Origin of the sequence: Kocuria soli, from assembly GCF_003797835.1 — a bacterium.
Classification (GTDB): domain Bacteria; phylum Actinomycetota; class Actinomycetes; order Actinomycetales; family Micrococcaceae; genus Kocuria; species Kocuria soli.
The window spans coordinates 164,073-179,346 of sequence record NZ_RKMF01000004.1 but is presented as its reverse complement, the minus strand read 5'-3'; the positions used below and the strand labels follow the sequence as shown (position 1 = coordinate 179,346).

The window sequence follows — 15,274 nt, the reverse complement described above, 5'->3', positions numbered from 1 at the left end:
CTGTGTTCAAGAAGATCCTGGTGGCCAACCGCGGTGAAATCGCCGTCCGCGCCTTCCGAGCCGCCTATGAGCTCGGCGCCAAGACGGTGGGTGTGTACCCGCTGGAGGACCGCAACTCGATTCACCGGCAGAAGGCTGACGAGGCCTACCGGATCGGCACGGAGGGTCACCCCGTCAAGGCGTACCTGGATGTGGACGAAATCATCCGCGTGGCCAAGGAATCCGGTGCGGACGCTGTGTACCCGGGCTACGGTTTCCTCTCCGAGAACCCCGGCCTGGCCAAGGCCTGTGCGGAGAACGGCATCACCTTCATCGGCCCCGCCGCAGACGTGCTGGACCTGGCCGGCAACAAGGTCGCAGCACTCAAGGCAGCCAAGAAGGCGGGCATTCCCACGCTGAAGGACTCGGAGCCGTCGTCGGACCCGGAGGAACTGATCGCGGCCGCCGGGGACATCGGGTTCCCTATCTTCGTCAAGGCCGTGGCCGGTGGTGGCGGGCGCGGAATGCGTCGCGTGGAGACGCCGGAGGAACTGCCGGATGCGCTGGACGCCGCCATGCGGGAGGCCGGCACTGCGTTCGGTGATCCCACCGTGTTCCTGGAGCAGGCCGTGCTGCGCCCGCGTCATATCGAGGTGCAGATCCTGGCCGACGCCACGGGGGAGACCGTGCACCTGTTCGAGCGCGACTGCTCGTTGCAGCGCCGCCACCAGAAGGTCGTGGAGATCGCACCGGCGCCCAACCTGGACCCGGAGGTCCGTGAGGCCCTGCACCGCGACGCCGTGAAGTTCGCCCGCGAACTGGGCTACGTCAACGCCGGTACGGTCGAGTTCCTGCTGGACACGGTGGGCGAGCGGGCCGGTGAGCACGTGTTCATCGAGATGAACCCCCGCATCCAGGTGGAGCACACCGTGACCGAGGAAGTCACGGACGTGGACCTGGTCCAGGCCCAGATGCGCATTGCCGCGGGGGAGACCCTGGAGCAGATCGGCATCCGCCAGGAGGAACTGGGCGTTCGCGGGTTCGCCATGCAGTGCCGCATCACCACGGAGGACCCGGCCAACGGGTTCCGGCCCGACGTCGGAAAGGTCACCGCCTACCGTTCGGCCGGTGGCGCCGGGGTCAGGCTCGACGGCGGCACCCTGTACGCGGGCGCTGAGATCTCCCCGCACTTCGACTCCATGCTGGTCAAGCTGACCTGCCGTGGCCGTGACTACGAGACTGCCGTGCACCGCGCCCGTCGTGCGCTGGCCGAGTTCCGCATCCGCGGTGTGGCCACCAACATCCCGTTCCTGCAGTCCGTGCTGGAGGACCCGGAGTTCCTGGCGGGCAACGTGACCACGGACTTCATCGAGCGCCGACCGGAGCTGTTGGAAGCCCGCGGAACCGCTGACCGCGGTACCCGCGCGTTGACCTACCTGGCCGAGGTCACGGTCAACAAGCCCAACGGTGAGCGCATCGAGGGCATCGACCCGCGCACCAAGTTGCCGCGGTACCCCGGTGACAAGGTCGAGGACCCGGACCGTTCCCCCTTCGACGGACCGGGCGAACACACCCCGCCGGACGGCTGGCGCAAGGTCCTCCTGGACGAGGGCCCCGAGGGTTTTGCGGCCAAGTTGCGCGCGCAGACCGCCGTCGCCGTCACGGACACGACCATGCGTGACGCGCACCAGTCGCTGCTGGCCACCCGCATCCGCACCCGTGACCTGCTGGCTTCGGCTCCCGCCTACGCGCACACCCTGCCGCAGTTGTTCTCCATGGAGGCCTGGGGCGGGGCGACCTACGACGTCGCCCTGCGGTTCCTGGGTGAGGACCCGTGGGAGCGGCTGCGGTACCTGCGCGAAGCGATGCCGAACATTCCGCTGCAGATGCTGCTGCGCGGCCGGAACACCGTGGGGTACACGCCGTATCCCACGGAGGTCACGGATGCCTTTGTGAAGGAGGCCGCGGAGACCGGGATCGACATCTTCCGCATCTTCGACGCCCTCAACGACGTCTCCCAGATGGCGCCCGCGATTTCTGCCGTGCGGAAGACCGGGACCGCGGTGGCGGAGGTGGCGCTGTGCTACACCTCTGACCTGCTGGACCCGGAGGAGAAGGTCTACACGCTGGACTACTACCTGGATCTGGCGCAGCAGTGCGTGGACGCCGGGGCGCACATCCTGGCGATCAAGGACATGGCGGGTCTGCTGCGTCCGGAGGCCGCGCGTCGTCTGGTGACCGCGCTGCGCGAGCGTTTTGACCTGCCGGTTCACCTGCACACCCACGACACCGCGGGTGGCCAGATCGGGACCCTGCTGGCCGCGATCGATGCCGGGGTGGATGCGGTGGACGTTGCGACGGCGACCATGGCGGGTACGACGTCGCAGCCTTCGGCGTCGGCGCTGGTGGCCGCGCTGGCGCACACCGAGCGGGACACGGGACTGTCCCTGCAGGCCGTGTGCGACATGGAGCCGTACTGGGAGATCATCCGCGGGATCTACAAGCCGTTCGAATCCGGGCTGTCCGGGCCGACCGGGCGCGTGTACCGGCACGAGATTCCGGGCGGGCAGCTCTCCAACCTGCGCCAGCAGGCCATCGCGCTGGGGCTGGGTGAGAGGTTCGAGCAGGTCGAGGACATGTACTACGCCGCGGACAAGATGCTGGGGCACCTGGTGAAGGTGACGCCGTCGTCCAAGGTGGTCGGTGACCTGGCCCTGCAGCTGGTGGGCATGAACGTGGATCCGGCCGAGTTCGAGGCGAACCCGCAGAAGTTCGACATCCCGGATTCGGTGATCGGGTTCCTCAACGGGGAGCTGGGTACTCCGCCGGCCGGATGGCCGGAGCCGTTCCGGTCTCGTGCTTTGGAAGGGCGGCACGAGAAGCCCTCCGTGGCCGAGCTGTCCGACGAGGACCTCTCTGGTCTTTCCGGCGAGTCCGCTGTTCGGCGAGCCACGCTCAACCGCCTGCTGTTCCCAGGACCCACGGCCGATTTCGAGTCCAAGCAGAAGGACTACGGCGACGTCTCCGTGCTGCACACGCGTGACTTCCTGTACGGGTTGATGCCGGACCGTGAGCACGTGATCTCCCTGGGCAAGGGCGTGCGTCTGCTGGTCATGCTGCAGGCCATCGGCCCGGCCGACGACAAGGGCATGCGCACCGTGATGGTCACCCTGAACGGTCAGATGCGCATGCTGGAGATCCGCGACACGTCCGTGGCCACGGATCACGTGGAGGCGGAGAAGGCGGATTCCTCCAAGCCCGGGCACGTGGCGGCACCGTTCGCGGGGTCGATCATTGCCACCGTTACCGAGGGGGACTCGGTGTCTGCGGGCGACCGCGTGGCGACGATCGAGGCCATGAAGATGGAAGCCTCCGTGACCACGCCCGTGGGCGGCACGGTCAAGCGCGTGGTGGTCACCGGGCCCTCGCCGGTTGACGGTGGGGACCTGGTGGTGGAGATCGAACCCTCCGCTTGATCTCTGCGGTCCGCTGACGGCCCGGCGATGTGAAATCGCCGGGCCGTTGGGGTAATGTATGGCGGGTGCTCGGGGCGGTCTGACCGCCTTGTGGAGCACATGTTGGGCGGTTCGCCGTCCACGGGATGTGGCGCAGCTTGGTAGCGCACTTGACTGGGGGTCAAGGGGTCGCAGGTTCAAATCCTGTCATCCCGACGTTTGTGATGTCTCAGGACATCGGCGACACCCGGACCTGCGTTTGCAGGTCCGGGTGTTGTTCATTTCAGGGGTCGTCGAGTGGGGCCTTTGGGTGTTCCGGTGGGCTGGTAGTCGCGTGTGGGGTCGAGGGTCAGCTCGCGGAGGAGTTCGCCGGTGGTTGCGTTGAGGACGCGGATCTGGAGGTCTTGGACGAGCAGGATGACGCAGGTTCCGGCGTGGGTTCGTCCGATGCCGATGTGGTGGAGTCGGCTGTTGTGTCGCAGGGTGACTGACCCGGCCTTGTCGACGCGGTCGTGCCGGACTCGCTTGTGGGTGATGGGGCCGGCGGCCGGGCCGGGATGCGCCTTGGGCATCGAGTCGTAGAGTGTCGCGGGAGTGGCGCGGTGCGGTCGTCGGTGGTTGTATTCGGCGACGAAGAGGTCGAGAAGCGTCTGGAGCTCGGTGGTGGTGGCTGGCTGCACGGGTTGGGCGCGCAGCCACTTCTTCATCGTCTGCTGGAACCGCTCGACCTTGCCGCAGGTGGTGGGGTGGCCAGGCCGGGAGTTCTTCTGCACGATGTGTCGATGGGGACAGTTCGGCCTCGAAGGAGTTCTTGCCGTCCTGGCGGCCGTGGCCGGCCAGTCTGAGGGTGTAGACCATGCCGTTGTCGGTGAGTGTGGACGCGGGGGTCCCGTGGTCTGCAAGGGCTTCGCGGAACGTGGCGACCACGATCGGGGTGGTCACCCGGGGGTGCGCCGTTACGTGTAGGGCGTAGCGGGTGCAGTCGTCAAGCCAGGTGATGATCTCGACGTCTGGGCCGGGTTGGCCGTCGGGGCGGGTGAGTCGGTAGTGGGTGAAGTCGGACTGCCAGGTTTCGTTGGGGCGTGAGGAACGAATCGGTGACAACTGATCGTTAGCGCTTAGGGGCGCTGGCGGGGAGGATGTCATCATGCCTGGTCCTTATCCCAGAGAGTTCCGCGAGGATGTCGTCGCGGTCGCTCGGCGTCGCGAGAGCGGCGTCACCATCAAACAGATCGCCACGGATTTCGGTATCAGCGAAGCGACGTTGCAGAACTGGCTCCGCCAGGCCGACGTCGAGGACGGCAACCGTCCTGGTCAGACTGCGGCGTATCTGTCGCAGGCGAATCTGCGCCTTGGTGGTTCCCCAAAATGACATACCCGCTCGTTGCTGAGCTCGCCGACGCGGGGATTCCCGTGACGGTGTCGTGCCGGGTCCTCAAGCTCGCCAGACAGCCCTACTACCGGTGGCGCAACGCTCCCGTCCGAGACGCGGACCTCCTCCGTGCGCACCGCATCAACGCACTGCGGGATGCCCACGATGACGACCCGACGTTCGGATACCGATACCTGGCAGACGAGGCTCGGCGGGCCGGGTGGCGGATGAGTCGGCGGACGGCGTGGAAGCTGTGCTCGCAGGCCGGGATCCTCTCGTCTGCGCAACGCCGACGGCGCGGGAAGGGCAAGAAGGCCGGCCCGCCGGTGTTCGACGACCATGTCCAGCGGGTCTTCCGCGCCGACGAGCCGAACCGGCTCTGGCTGACGGATATCACGGAGCACTGGACCAGCGAGGGCAAGCTTTACTGCTGAGCGATCAAGGACGTGTTCTCGAATCGCATCGTCGGCTACTCGATCTCGGACCGGATGACCGCGAAGCTCGCCGTCGACGCCGTCCGCAACGCTGGCGCCCGCCGCGGTGAGGTCGCCGGGTGCATCCTGCACGCTGACAGGGGCTGCCAGTTCCGCAGCCGTGCCATGGCCCGGGAACTGCGCCGCCACGACATGGTCGGCTCGATGGGCAGAGTCGGCGCAGCCGGAGATAACGCCGCGATGGAATCGTTCTGGTCACTGCTGCAGACGAACGTGCTGAACCAGCAACGGTGGGCCACACGCCAGGAGCTGCGTCTGGCCATCGTGGTCTGGATCGAGCGGAAGTATCACCGGCAGCGAGCGCAGGACACGCTCGGCGGGTTGACGCCCATCGAGTTCGAAGCGAAACTAACCGAGCCGCTCACACTCGCGGCCTAAACCGAATCTGTCATCAGTTCGTTCCTCACGCCCGGGGATCCTGCAAGACCGTGTTCGTGCACGAGCCCCCGCCCCCGGCCGGCCACGCCGATGCCGTGTGCCTCGTCCACGAGCAGGAGGGCATTCCACGCCCGGCATATCTCCGCGAGCTCCTGGAGTGGCGCGTGGTCTCCCCACACCGAGTAGACCGATTCCACCACCACGATGGCGCGTGCCTCCGAGCGCTCGGCCAGTAGCCGCGCCACGTGGGCCACGTCCGAGTGCCGCGCGATCCGCACCGGGGAACGAGACAGTCGCGCCCCGTCCACCAGCGACGCATGTGCGTGGGCATCCGAGACGATGAGCGTGTCCGCATCTCCCAGTGCCGTGAGCACCCCCGTGTTGGCGGCGTAGCCGCTCGAGAACACCAGCGCCGCGGGCTGGCCGGTGAGCGCGCACAGCTCCCGCTCCAGCCGCGCGTGGATCCCCAATGTCCCTGTGACGAGGTGCGATGCGCGGGATCCCGTGCCGTGGGCGTCCAGTGCCTCGCGCGCCGCCGTGACCACGCGCGGATCCCGGGACAGCCCCAGGTAGTCGTTCGAGGCGAGGTCCACGCACGCCCCGGGCAGCGCCCGCAGCCGACGCCGCAGTCCGGCCTCATCGCGCCGTTTGCCGCCGGTCGCGGAGCCAGTCGTCGAGGGGGCCCGCAGCGGTCGGAGCGGAAACGTCCGGATGCTCCGGAACTGGCGCGTTACCCCTGGCGGGGCCATGCGGAAACCCACGATCGAGTGCGCGGGTGCGGGCGCCGTCGTGAATGCGTCCGGGCGGTGGGCCGTCATGCGCCCGCCCCGTGCGGCGTGGCACCCCGGCCCGTGCTCGTGAGCTCCACCTCCTGCGCTGCTCGGAGCAGGGCGTAGGCAATGGTGCGGACCTCCTCGTCGGAGCACACGTACGGCGGCATGGTGTAGAGCAGCCTCCCGATGGGGCGGAACCACACCCCCTGATCCAGCGCCGCGCACGTGACCGGTACCGGGTCCGGTGCCTCGTGGAACTCGACGACGCCCACCCCACCGATCACCCGCACGTCCTTGACCACCGAAAGGTCAACGCGACAGGAAGAATCTCGCTCAGGGCCGCAGAAAGCCGTGCCACGTTCTCTGACCATGTCTTGCGGAGCATACGCACCGACTGGAGGGCCACGGCGCACGCCAGCGGGTTGGCCATGAACGTGGGCCCGTGCATGAGCGCGCGCTGCTCAGACCCGGTGATCACCTCCCCCCACGGCCGCGGAGACGAGCACCGCGGCTAGGGACATATACCCGCCGGTCAGGGCCTTGCCCACGCACATTACGTCCGGGACCACGTCCGCCCACTCACTGGCGAACCTCTTCCCGGTGCGTCCGAAGCCCGTGGCGATCTCATCCACGATGAACACCAGGTCCAGCTCGTCCGCCAGCTCTCGCAGCACCCGCAGGCACCGCGGGTCGTACGTGCGCATCCCGCCCGCGCCCTGCAGCACGGGTTCCACGATGATCCCGGCGAGCTCATCCCAGTGGGCGCGGGCGACTTTGCGCACGTCCGCGATCCACGCCTCAACGGCGGCGTCGTCGGCGTCCCAGTCCACGGCCCCGGACGACGACGGCGCTCCCGCACCCTGCGCGCCGCTCCCACCTGGCCCCTCGGTGTCCCCGGAAGGTACGAAACCAGCGGTGCCCGAGGCCGCCGCACCGAGGTTCTCCGGGGACCGCAACCCCTCGGGATCCTCGTACCCGGACCTACGCCGGGGGTGCGCCGCGGGAGGCGGTGCCACGAACAGCTGCTCCGCCACCAGCCCGGAGAATTCGGCGTGCATCCCGCCCTCGGGGTCGCACACGCTCATGGCGCCAGTGGTGTCCCCGTGGTAGCCGCCGCGCACGGTCAGGATGCGACGGCGCTCGGGTCGTCCGAGGGCCGCCTGGTACTGCACTGCGAGCTTCAGCGCGACCTCCACGCTCACGGAGCCCGAGTCTGCGAAGAACACGTGCTGCAGCTCGGGCGGGGTGACCTCCACCAGCAGCTCCGCGAGTTCTACGGCCGGGCGGTGCGTGAGCCCCCCCCGAACATCACGTGGGAGAACTCGGTGATCTGGTCCACGGCGGCGCGGTCCAGTTCCGGGTTGCGGTAGCCGTGCACGGCGCACCACCACGAGGCCATGCCATCGATTGCCCGGATCCGGTCCCCCTCAGGAGTCTCCAGGGTCAGGGTCACGCCCTCCGCGGCCAGCACCGCGTGGGGTGCGGGTCCGTCCAGCGGTGCGTAGGGGTGCCAGAGCAGCCCGCGGTCACGAGCGGCGAGGCGGGTGGGCTCCACGGCGTCGTCACCCTGTTCTGCCGTCTCTGCCACGGCACCCGCGGCGGGGCAAGAAGCCTCCCCGCTGCTCTCGGGGGGCGCGGTGTCGTGCGTGATCTGCGGTGCCGGTTCAGGCATTCGGCGCCACCGAGGTTCCCGCACCACGACGCCGCACGGTCGGGCTCAGCTCGATCCTCACCCGGGTGTCGTTCTCGTCGCGTTCGGGCCCGTCGCCCGAGCTCAACAGGGCGGCGAGCGCCGCGGAGACCGGGGCAGCTGACCGAGTAGGGACCGGGCCCTGGGCGGTCGAGGGCAGCGCGGCGTCGACACCCTGGTCGGAATAGACCGGGTCGAAGGGGGCCGGACCGCCGCCCGAGGTGGCATCGGGACCGGCAGCTCCACCGGTTCCGCACGTGGACCCGCAGGGCGTGCTCGCCGGGCCTGCCGAGCCCGTCTGACCGGCCTGGCCCGCCGCAGCCTGCTCGGGAGCCGCACCGCTCGAGGCGTGGGCGGGCGCCGCGGCGTCGTGCTCACGGGAAAGGTCTGGCCCCGCGCCAAGGACGGTGAAGCCGGCGTCCGCGATCATGTCCAGGTCCGCCTTGGCCGCCTGCCCTTCGGAGGTGAGGTAGTCGCCCAGGAACAGGGAATTGACCACGTGAAGGGCGAGCGGCTGCAGCGAGCGCAGGTGCATCTCGCGGCCACCGGCCATGCGGATCTCCTTGTCCGGGCACACGAAGCGCACCACGGAGAGGATCTTCAGGCACTTCTGCGGGCTCAGCTGCCACGTGCCTGCCAGGGGCGTGCCGTCGAAGGGCATGAGGAAGTTCACCGGCACGGAATCCGAGCCCAGGTCCCGCAGGGCGAAGAGCGCCTCAACGAGCTGCTCGTCCGTCTCCCGCATGCCCACGATCAGCCCGGAGCACGGGGAGAGCCCGGCGTCCTTCGCGCGCTCCACGGTGTCCACACGGTCCTGGTAGGTGTGGGTGGAGCAGATGGACTCGTAGTGGGACTCGGCGGTGTTGAGGTTGTGGTTGTAGGCGTCCACCCCCGCGCCGCTCAGTGTCTCCGCCTGGCCGTCCTTGAGCAGGCCCAGGCATGCGCAGACCTCCACATCCGGGTGCTGCTCCTTCAGCGCCTCGACCGTGCGGCTCACGTTGCTCACCTCACGGTTGGACGGGCCGCGACCGCTCGCCACGAGGCACACGCGGCTCGCACCACCGCGGATGCCGTACTCGGCCTGCTCCACCGCCTTTTCGGGGCTCAGCCACGAGTACTTGAGGATGTCTGTCCCGGCGTTCAGGCGCTGGGAGCAGTAGCCGCAGTCCTCGGCGCACAGCCCGGACTTCAGGTTGACCAGGTAGTTCACCTTCACGGTCATCCCGAAGTGTTCGCGGCGCAGCCGTGCGGCGGCGGCCACGAGGTCCAGCATGCCGGGGTCGTCGGTGTGCAGCAGCTCGAGGGCTTCGTCCGGGGTCACTGGGTCGCCGGCGAGGACGCGCTCGGCCAGCTCGGCAGGGTTCTTGAACATTGTTCAATTATTGAACGTCGTTCAAGAAAGTCAAATCTCCAACGCCCGCCCCGCGCCGCACCGGCCGATCGGTAGAGTCACACGCAGCACCCGACCGAGCACCCCGAGAGGAGCACCGTGGCCCTGAACCGCGATGACGTGGTGGATGCCGCGTGGCACATCCTGCAGAGCTACGGCCTGGGTGATCTCTCCATGCGCCGCCTCGCCAAGGAGCTCGAGGTCCAGCCCGGCGCCCTCTACTGGCACGTGGCCAACAAGCAGGAGTTGCTGGCGGTGCTCGCCCAGCGCATGGTCGCACCGCTCGCCGCCGACCGCGCGGTGCACGACGACGCCATTCCCCGCGCCGCCCGCTCGGCCGGTCACGACGGGGCGGGTCCGGGGCACTCCGATGACGGCCGCACCGAGCCCGGCCACCTCGACCCCGCTCGGGTTGCCGCGGAGTTCCGTCGGCTGATCCTCGCGGTGCGCGACGGCGCGGAGGTCGTCGGCGTGGCCCACGCCCTCGATCCGCTCGACCTGCCGCCGGTTCCGCTACTCGTCGCGGCCCTGTCCGCCACGGGTCTCACGCAGCGGACCGCCGAGAATACGGCCCTGACCCTGGTCCGGTTCATACTGGGCTCCGTCACCGCTCAGCAGACCCGCGAGGCCATGGGGCTGCCCACCACTGACAGCGCTCCGCGGTTCGAGGCCGGACTGTGCCTGATCCTCGGTCGTGAGGCAGCGCCCCTCGAGAGGTCCGACCCATGACACGGCCCGCCTTCACCATCCGTCTCCCCGAGCCCGACGACGCTCCCGCCCTCGCGGCCGTCCACGTGCGTTCCTGGCGTGAGACGTACGCGGGCATGCTCCCGGAGCGTTTCTACAACGAGACGGCGCAGTGGCGTCGTCGCACCATGTGGGACGATCTGCTGCGCGATGAAGCCGGCCGGAGCGCGGTGCGCGTCGCTGAGGTGGCCGGACGGATCGTGGGCTTCGCCGCGGCCAATGCGCGCGCCATCCGGTTCTACGAGCGCAATGGCTTCCGCGCGGACGGGACCGAGACGGTGGACCCACGACTGTCAGACCTGCGCGAGCTCAGGATGGTGCGCTAGCGAGCGAGTGCGTTGGCGCGCGGACCCCGGCGCTCGCCGCGGGGCCGCGCACGACCGGTGCCGGCTGAAGGGGTCTGCTGCACGGATAGGTGACGGTCGGGTTCAGGCCGCCAGGCTGACGGTCGGGGCCATGATGGCTTCGTATTCGATAGGGGTCAATCGGCCGAGACCGACCTGTCGCCGACGGCGGTGGTAGGTCCGTTCGATCCACGTGATGATCGCGATACGCAGTTCCTCACGAGTGTCCCAGCAGCGTCGGTCCAGGACGTTTTTCTGCAGCAGCGAGAAGAACGATTCCATCGCTGCGTTGTCCCCGGCGGCACCGACCCGACCCATCGAACCGATCAGGTGATGCGCCTCGATTGCCTTCACGAAGGAGGCGGCCAAGAACTGGCTGCCGCGATCCGAGTGCACGATGCATCCGGTCACCGAGCCTCGTCTGGAGACAGCGCTGACCAGGGCGTCCACGGCGAGTCTGGCGCTCATCCTCGAGCCCATGGAGTAGCCCACGATCCTCCGGGAGCACACGTCCTTGACCGCGCAGCAGTAAAGCTTGCCCTCGCTGGTCCAATGCTCCGTGATGTCCGTGAGCCAGAGCCGGTTCGGGGCATCAGCACGGAAAACCCGCTGCACGTGATCGTCGAACACCGGCGGGCCGGCCTTCTTGCCCTTCCCGCGCCGTCGGCGTTGCGCGGACGAGAGGATCCCGGCCTGCGAGCACAGCTTCCACGCCGTCCGCCTGCTCATCCGCCACCCGGCCCGCCGAGCCTCGTCTGCCAGGTATCGGTATCCGAACGTCGGGTCGTCATGGTGCGCGTCATGCAACGCGTTGATCCGATACGCCCGGAGAACGTCAGCGTTCTGCACAGGATCGTTCCGCCAGCGGTAGTAGGGCTGTCTGGCGAGCTTGAGGACCCGGCACGACACCGTCACGGGATCCCCGATCCGGCGAGCTCAGCAACGAGCGGGTATGTCATTTTGGGGAACCACCAAGGCGCAGATTCGCCTGCGACAGATACGCCGCAGCCCTCCTGAGCACCTCGTTCTCCTGCTCGAGCAGGCGGATCCGCTTCTTCAACTCACGAGCTTCCGCCGCATCCGCCGCGGTCTGACCGGGACGGTTGCCGTCCTCGACGTCGGCCTGGCGGAGCCAGTTCTGCAACGTCGCTTCGCTGATACCGAAATCCGTGGCGATCTGTTTGATGGTGACGCCGCTCTCACGACGCCGGGCGACCGCGACGACATCCTCGCGGAACTCTCTGGGATAGGGACCAGGCATGATGACATCCTCCCCGCCAGCGCCCCTGAGCGCTAACGATCAGTTGTCACCGATTCGTTCCTCACGCCCTTTGAAACCAGTTCATTCTTCATGTCCGCGATTCAAATCGCTACCTTTGTGTGTTGTACGACTGGCCCGGTCACTCAGTGCCATTATCTGGGGCAGTAGGTCTTCGGGCGTAGATCTCGACGGTGATGGGGTCGGGGCGCAAATCTGCGGTCTGCCCGAGACGGAAGATGTGGTCAGAGTGGATCGACTTGCTTTGGCCGACGACGTAGTCGGGAACGATGCCAATAGTGGCGGGGCCTGAGATGCGCGAGAAGGGATCGCATCCTGTGAGGTCTAGGAAGATCGCCGCGCCAGGGGTCTTGACCAATGCCCTGGTGCTGTAGCGAGTGGCTGAGAAGCTATAGCAGCGGTTTAAGTGCGCCTTCATGCAGGCCGTGGCTACAGTGGCTTCGTCTTCTGTGGCGAGTCCGAGCAGGACAGTGTTGCCTATTCTCGCTATGGCAGTGGCTTGAACGACATGCGGTAGGAGGAGATAGTCGTGGATGAAAAGGCTCTGGTTTGCGGCACTGTGTAGACCGATGAGTTCTTCTGTTGATGACTCGCTCGCGCGCGCAGCCTGCAGCAGTTGGGGCAGCTGCTGCGCGTCCGTGGCTGGGACGCTTGGGTCGTTGATCAACCCCCGCCACAGGTGGGCGGTGCAGATCTTGGCTTGTTCCAACGGCCTTTCGGGCAATGGAACGAGGTCGTCCAGGATGTCGAACCAGCCGCGGTAATACTGGAGTTGGCTGGAATCGGCGGTAATCGGGCGGTTCAGGATATGCACGACACGTTGGTGCAGGGTGTTGAGAGCAAGGTCGGTGGCGCGGTGGGGGTCGACTTCATTTTCGTGTGCGCAGGCAATAGCTTCGCGCAGAGTTGCGTCACTCTCATTAACATCGCTGGTGGCAAGGGCTTCAGCGCGACGGCATAGCAGCTCAATGCGGTCCACCGGCAGGGTGGTGAACTGTAGAGTTACGTTAGCGATGCCGAGTGCGGTCACGAAGTCGTCGTTTCGTAGCGCGAGTTCGATGGCGCGCACTGGGCTGGGACGGACCGAAAGCTGCTCATTCTCAAGGAGGGACCTTACTGCGGCAGCTCTTGGTTTCAGATGGTCATGACGCACGGCTTCCATGGCGTCGAGGATGCCTTCGACAAGTTTGTTGAGCGACGAGGGTTTTGCGTAGCCCATAAAACGTTCTAGGTCGGGAGAGATCTCTTCCGCTAGGGACACGGCCTCTTCGGGCCGGTCGATGGTCATCAGGATGGACACGAGTTGGCCGGTGGCGAGGGTCGCAAGCCAGGTGAAGATGTTCACCTGGTCAGGCTGATAGGTAGCGATACTTTGGGCCAGGGTACGTTCGCGCACTAGTCGATAGACCGCGACAGGGTAGTTGCCGGCAACGGCCCAGATGTTTGCGGTGTTGCCGAGTAGCGTGAGGTAGTGCTGGTCTGCTGTGGCGCCGGACTTGACCGCGTCGTCGATGGCTGTGATGACGGGGGCTAGAGAAAGCGCGAGGGGGATGTCCTGTTGCTGGTTGCAGGTCTCGATGAGCAGGCTGAGCCGTTCAGTCAGGTGGAGCCAGCGCTCCGGGTCATGCGGTTCGAGCAGAGTGATCATGTCGGCAATAAGGCCGTGGACGTCGAGACGATGTCGGTATTGGCCTAGACGAGGGTCTTCGAGGGTGGCTGGTTGGATCAGGGACAAGTGACGCAGTTCGGTGATGAGATCGTCGCACGCAATGACGTCGTTGAAGGTGGTAGCGACGCCTTGGAAAGCATCGCTTGCGACCAGGGAGCTGGGGACTGCTGTAGCACCGTAGGCGATGACGTCACTGAGCAGTCGGTAGGCGGCGGGGTTGTCGTCTTGAACGTGCGCGAGGGTGTCAAGGATGACGTGCAGGACGGGGGCGGGATAGCCCGCGGGGAGCAAGTCGTCTTTCTCCAAGATGCGCTGACGGGCTTCGTGGGGTTCATAGTCGCCAAGGTCGGCGAGGTTGCGCCCGGTGCGTGACAGCCAGGCCAAGACCATGTCGACGGCCAGGGCCCATTGGTCAGTAAGCTGGGCGAGGCGAAGCAAGCCGTCCTTGGTTATCTCGATGTCTCCCAAACGCCGGGTGACCAGATCCTTCATTTCGGGTTCGGTGAGTATGCCAAGTTCCAGAGAGGGGGCATGGCTAGCAGGCCAAGCAGCGTCACGGGAGGTAACGAGGGTGTGACCGTAGCCCACTTGGGGGATCCAGTCCCGAATTGTGTCGACGTGGTCAACGTCATCAAAGATGAGCAGCCAGCTGCGGGGCGTGCTCTCAAGCCAGGACAGCAGCGCAGTGCGAGTGGCGTAGTCGTCCCAGCTGGCGACAGTGAGGGCGTCGTATTGATGGCTCAGAAGTTCTTTGACTTCATCGATGAGGCGCTGGGGACTGGACGCCGTCAACCAGATAACCATGGCGTATTGGTCGGCGTGGAGAGTGGCGAACCTAGCTGCGCATGTCGATTTCCCGAGGCCGCCAAATCCGGTGAGTACAGCACATGCTACATTGCGTGTATCCAGGTATTGAGATGTCAGGTGGCGGTCAAGAAAGGACAGGGCTGCATTGCGGTCGATCCACAGACCATGGGGCAGGTGCCACCGTGTACTCCAAGATACTTCTCCCAGGGCTTGCTCAAGGTCGCGGTCTGGCGTACCGAGCAGCGCTTCAACGTCTCCGCTCGTGAGTTGGCGTTGACCGGCTGCTAGGTTTGCTGTGTCAAGAGTGGCGGTCTGCCACAGACGAGCTTCAAGGAGGCATGCCAGGGCACCAGCCACCTCGGGGGCAGATGAGACTCTTTCTCTCATGCGAGCGTGGACGATTCGGGTGACTACGTCAGCCTCGACCGCCGCCAGATCACGGGGATCATGCCAAGCCACCAGTTGTGGCGCCGCCGTGCTCGGCTGCTGATTCAAGACTGTGGCGATATTCTTCCAGCCGCCGTGACGGTTTGACTCGAGTACGACTTGTTCGGCCGCGGGGAAAGCTACCGCAAGCTTCGTGAGAATGCCTTGCATCTCGGATGCCCACAAGCGGGTAGTGCTGCCTGGGCGGGAAGCTTTAACCTGGACAACGCGTGCGAGTCGGCCACCACGGTACTCCGCGTAGTCGACGCTTTCGTGGGTTGCATGTTCGATCTCGATTGCCCAGTCGCCGTCACGATCATGGGAATACATGTCGAGCAGACGTTCCATCGTGCGCAACATCTGGTAACGGAAACCGTATAGTGCCACGACACCTCCGTCGGTGCCCATGGTGCCTCCTGCCGCTTATCGGTGCAAACTGAGGTTGACGTCAGCCTACGCCAAATATTGTTT

9 protein-coding genes, 1 tRNA gene and 4 pseudogenes are annotated in these 15,274 nt (G+C 66.5%); 5 read left to right on the top strand and 9 right to left on the bottom strand.

The window, feature by feature from the left end; translation table 11 throughout:
- Positions 1-2: 2 nt before the first annotated feature.
- Together EDL96_RS04615 and EDL96_RS04610 are read left to right on the top strand one after the other, a co-directional pair.
- Complete coding sequence (locus EDL96_RS04615) at positions 3-3,455, top strand: pyruvate carboxylase (RefSeq protein WP_123824635.1); 3,453 nt, start codon at positions 3-5, stop codon at positions 3,453-3,455.
- A 121-nt stretch (positions 3,456-3,576) separates the two neighbouring features.
- Positions 3,577-3,650: transfer RNA gene (locus tag EDL96_RS04610), tRNA-Pro, on the top strand.
- A 62-nt stretch (positions 3,651-3,712) separates the two neighbouring features.
- On the opposite strand, the pseudogene EDL96_RS14070 reads toward EDL96_RS04610, so the two are convergent.
- A pseudogene (locus tag EDL96_RS14070) lies at positions 3,713-4,523 on the bottom strand (DDE-type integrase/transposase/recombinase); the annotation flags it as partial.
- 58 nt (positions 4,524-4,581) lie between these two features.
- On the opposite strand from EDL96_RS14070, the pseudogene EDL96_RS04600 reads away from it, so the two are divergent.
- Positions 4,582-5,678: pseudogene (locus EDL96_RS04600) on the top strand (IS3 family transposase).
- Here the strand turns inward: EDL96_RS04600 and EDL96_RS04595 are convergent.
- The 6 genes and pseudogenes from EDL96_RS04595 to bioB all read right to left on the bottom strand — a co-directional run bounded on the left by EDL96_RS04595 (position 5,675) and on the right by bioB (position 9,513).
- Positions 5,675-6,496, bottom strand: a complete 822-nt coding sequence (locus EDL96_RS04595; protein WP_233568683.1) for an aminotransferase class I/II-fold pyridoxal phosphate-dependent enzyme — start codon at positions 6,494-6,496, stop codon at positions 5,675-5,677. The pseudogene EDL96_RS04600 and the gene EDL96_RS04595 sit on opposite strands and share 4 nt — an antisense overlap.
- A complete protein-coding gene (locus EDL96_RS13885) occupies positions 6,493-6,753 on the bottom strand; it encodes an aminotransferase class III-fold pyridoxal phosphate-dependent enzyme (protein WP_267900137.1) in 261 nt (86 codons plus the stop codon). The genes EDL96_RS04595 and EDL96_RS13885 overlap by 4 nt, the downstream gene beginning before the upstream one ends.
- A complete protein-coding gene (locus EDL96_RS13880) occupies positions 6,732-6,881 on the bottom strand; it encodes a hypothetical protein (protein ID WP_267900140.1) in 150 nt (49 codons plus the stop codon). Before EDL96_RS13880 ends, EDL96_RS13885 begins: the two co-directional genes overlap by 22 nt.
- Before the next feature lie 31 nt (positions 6,882-6,912).
- Positions 6,913-7,701: pseudogene (locus EDL96_RS14020) on the bottom strand (aminotransferase class III-fold pyridoxal phosphate-dependent enzyme); the annotation flags it as partial.
- A 23-nt stretch (positions 7,702-7,724) separates the two neighbouring features.
- A complete protein-coding gene (locus EDL96_RS14015; protein WP_407656904.1) occupies positions 7,725-8,123 on the bottom strand; it encodes a hypothetical protein in 399 nt (132 codons plus the stop codon).
- Entirely contained in the window at positions 8,116-9,513 is a 1,398-nt protein-coding gene (gene bioB, locus EDL96_RS04585) for a biotin synthase BioB (RefSeq protein ID WP_006214414.1), read from the bottom strand. The genes EDL96_RS14015 and bioB overlap by 8 nt, the downstream gene beginning before the upstream one ends.
- Before the next feature lie 117 nt (positions 9,514-9,630).
- Between bioB and EDL96_RS04580 the strand changes: the two genes are divergently transcribed.
- On the top strand, positions 9,631-10,260 hold the full coding sequence (locus EDL96_RS04580) for a TetR family transcriptional regulator (protein WP_123824634.1): 630 nt from the start codon (positions 9,631-9,633) through the stop codon (positions 10,258-10,260).
- Positions 10,257-10,604: a GNAT family N-acetyltransferase gene (locus EDL96_RS04575; RefSeq protein WP_040560692.1), complete on the top strand. Its 348-nt coding sequence runs from the start codon at positions 10,257-10,259 to the stop codon at positions 10,602-10,604. Before EDL96_RS04580 ends, EDL96_RS04575 begins: the two co-directional genes overlap by 4 nt.
- Before the next feature lie 102 nt (positions 10,605-10,706).
- On the opposite strand, the pseudogene EDL96_RS04570 reads toward EDL96_RS04575, so the two are convergent.
- Both EDL96_RS04570 and EDL96_RS04565 read right to left on the bottom strand, forming a co-directional pair.
- Positions 10,707-11,883 (bottom strand): annotated as a pseudogene (locus EDL96_RS04570) (IS3 family transposase).
- A 139-nt stretch (positions 11,884-12,022) separates the two neighbouring features.
- On the bottom strand, positions 12,023-15,211 hold the full coding sequence (locus tag EDL96_RS04565; RefSeq protein ID WP_123824633.1) for a hypothetical protein: 3,189 nt from the start codon (positions 15,209-15,211) through the stop codon (positions 12,023-12,025).
- Positions 15,212-15,274: the final 63 nt, after the last annotated feature.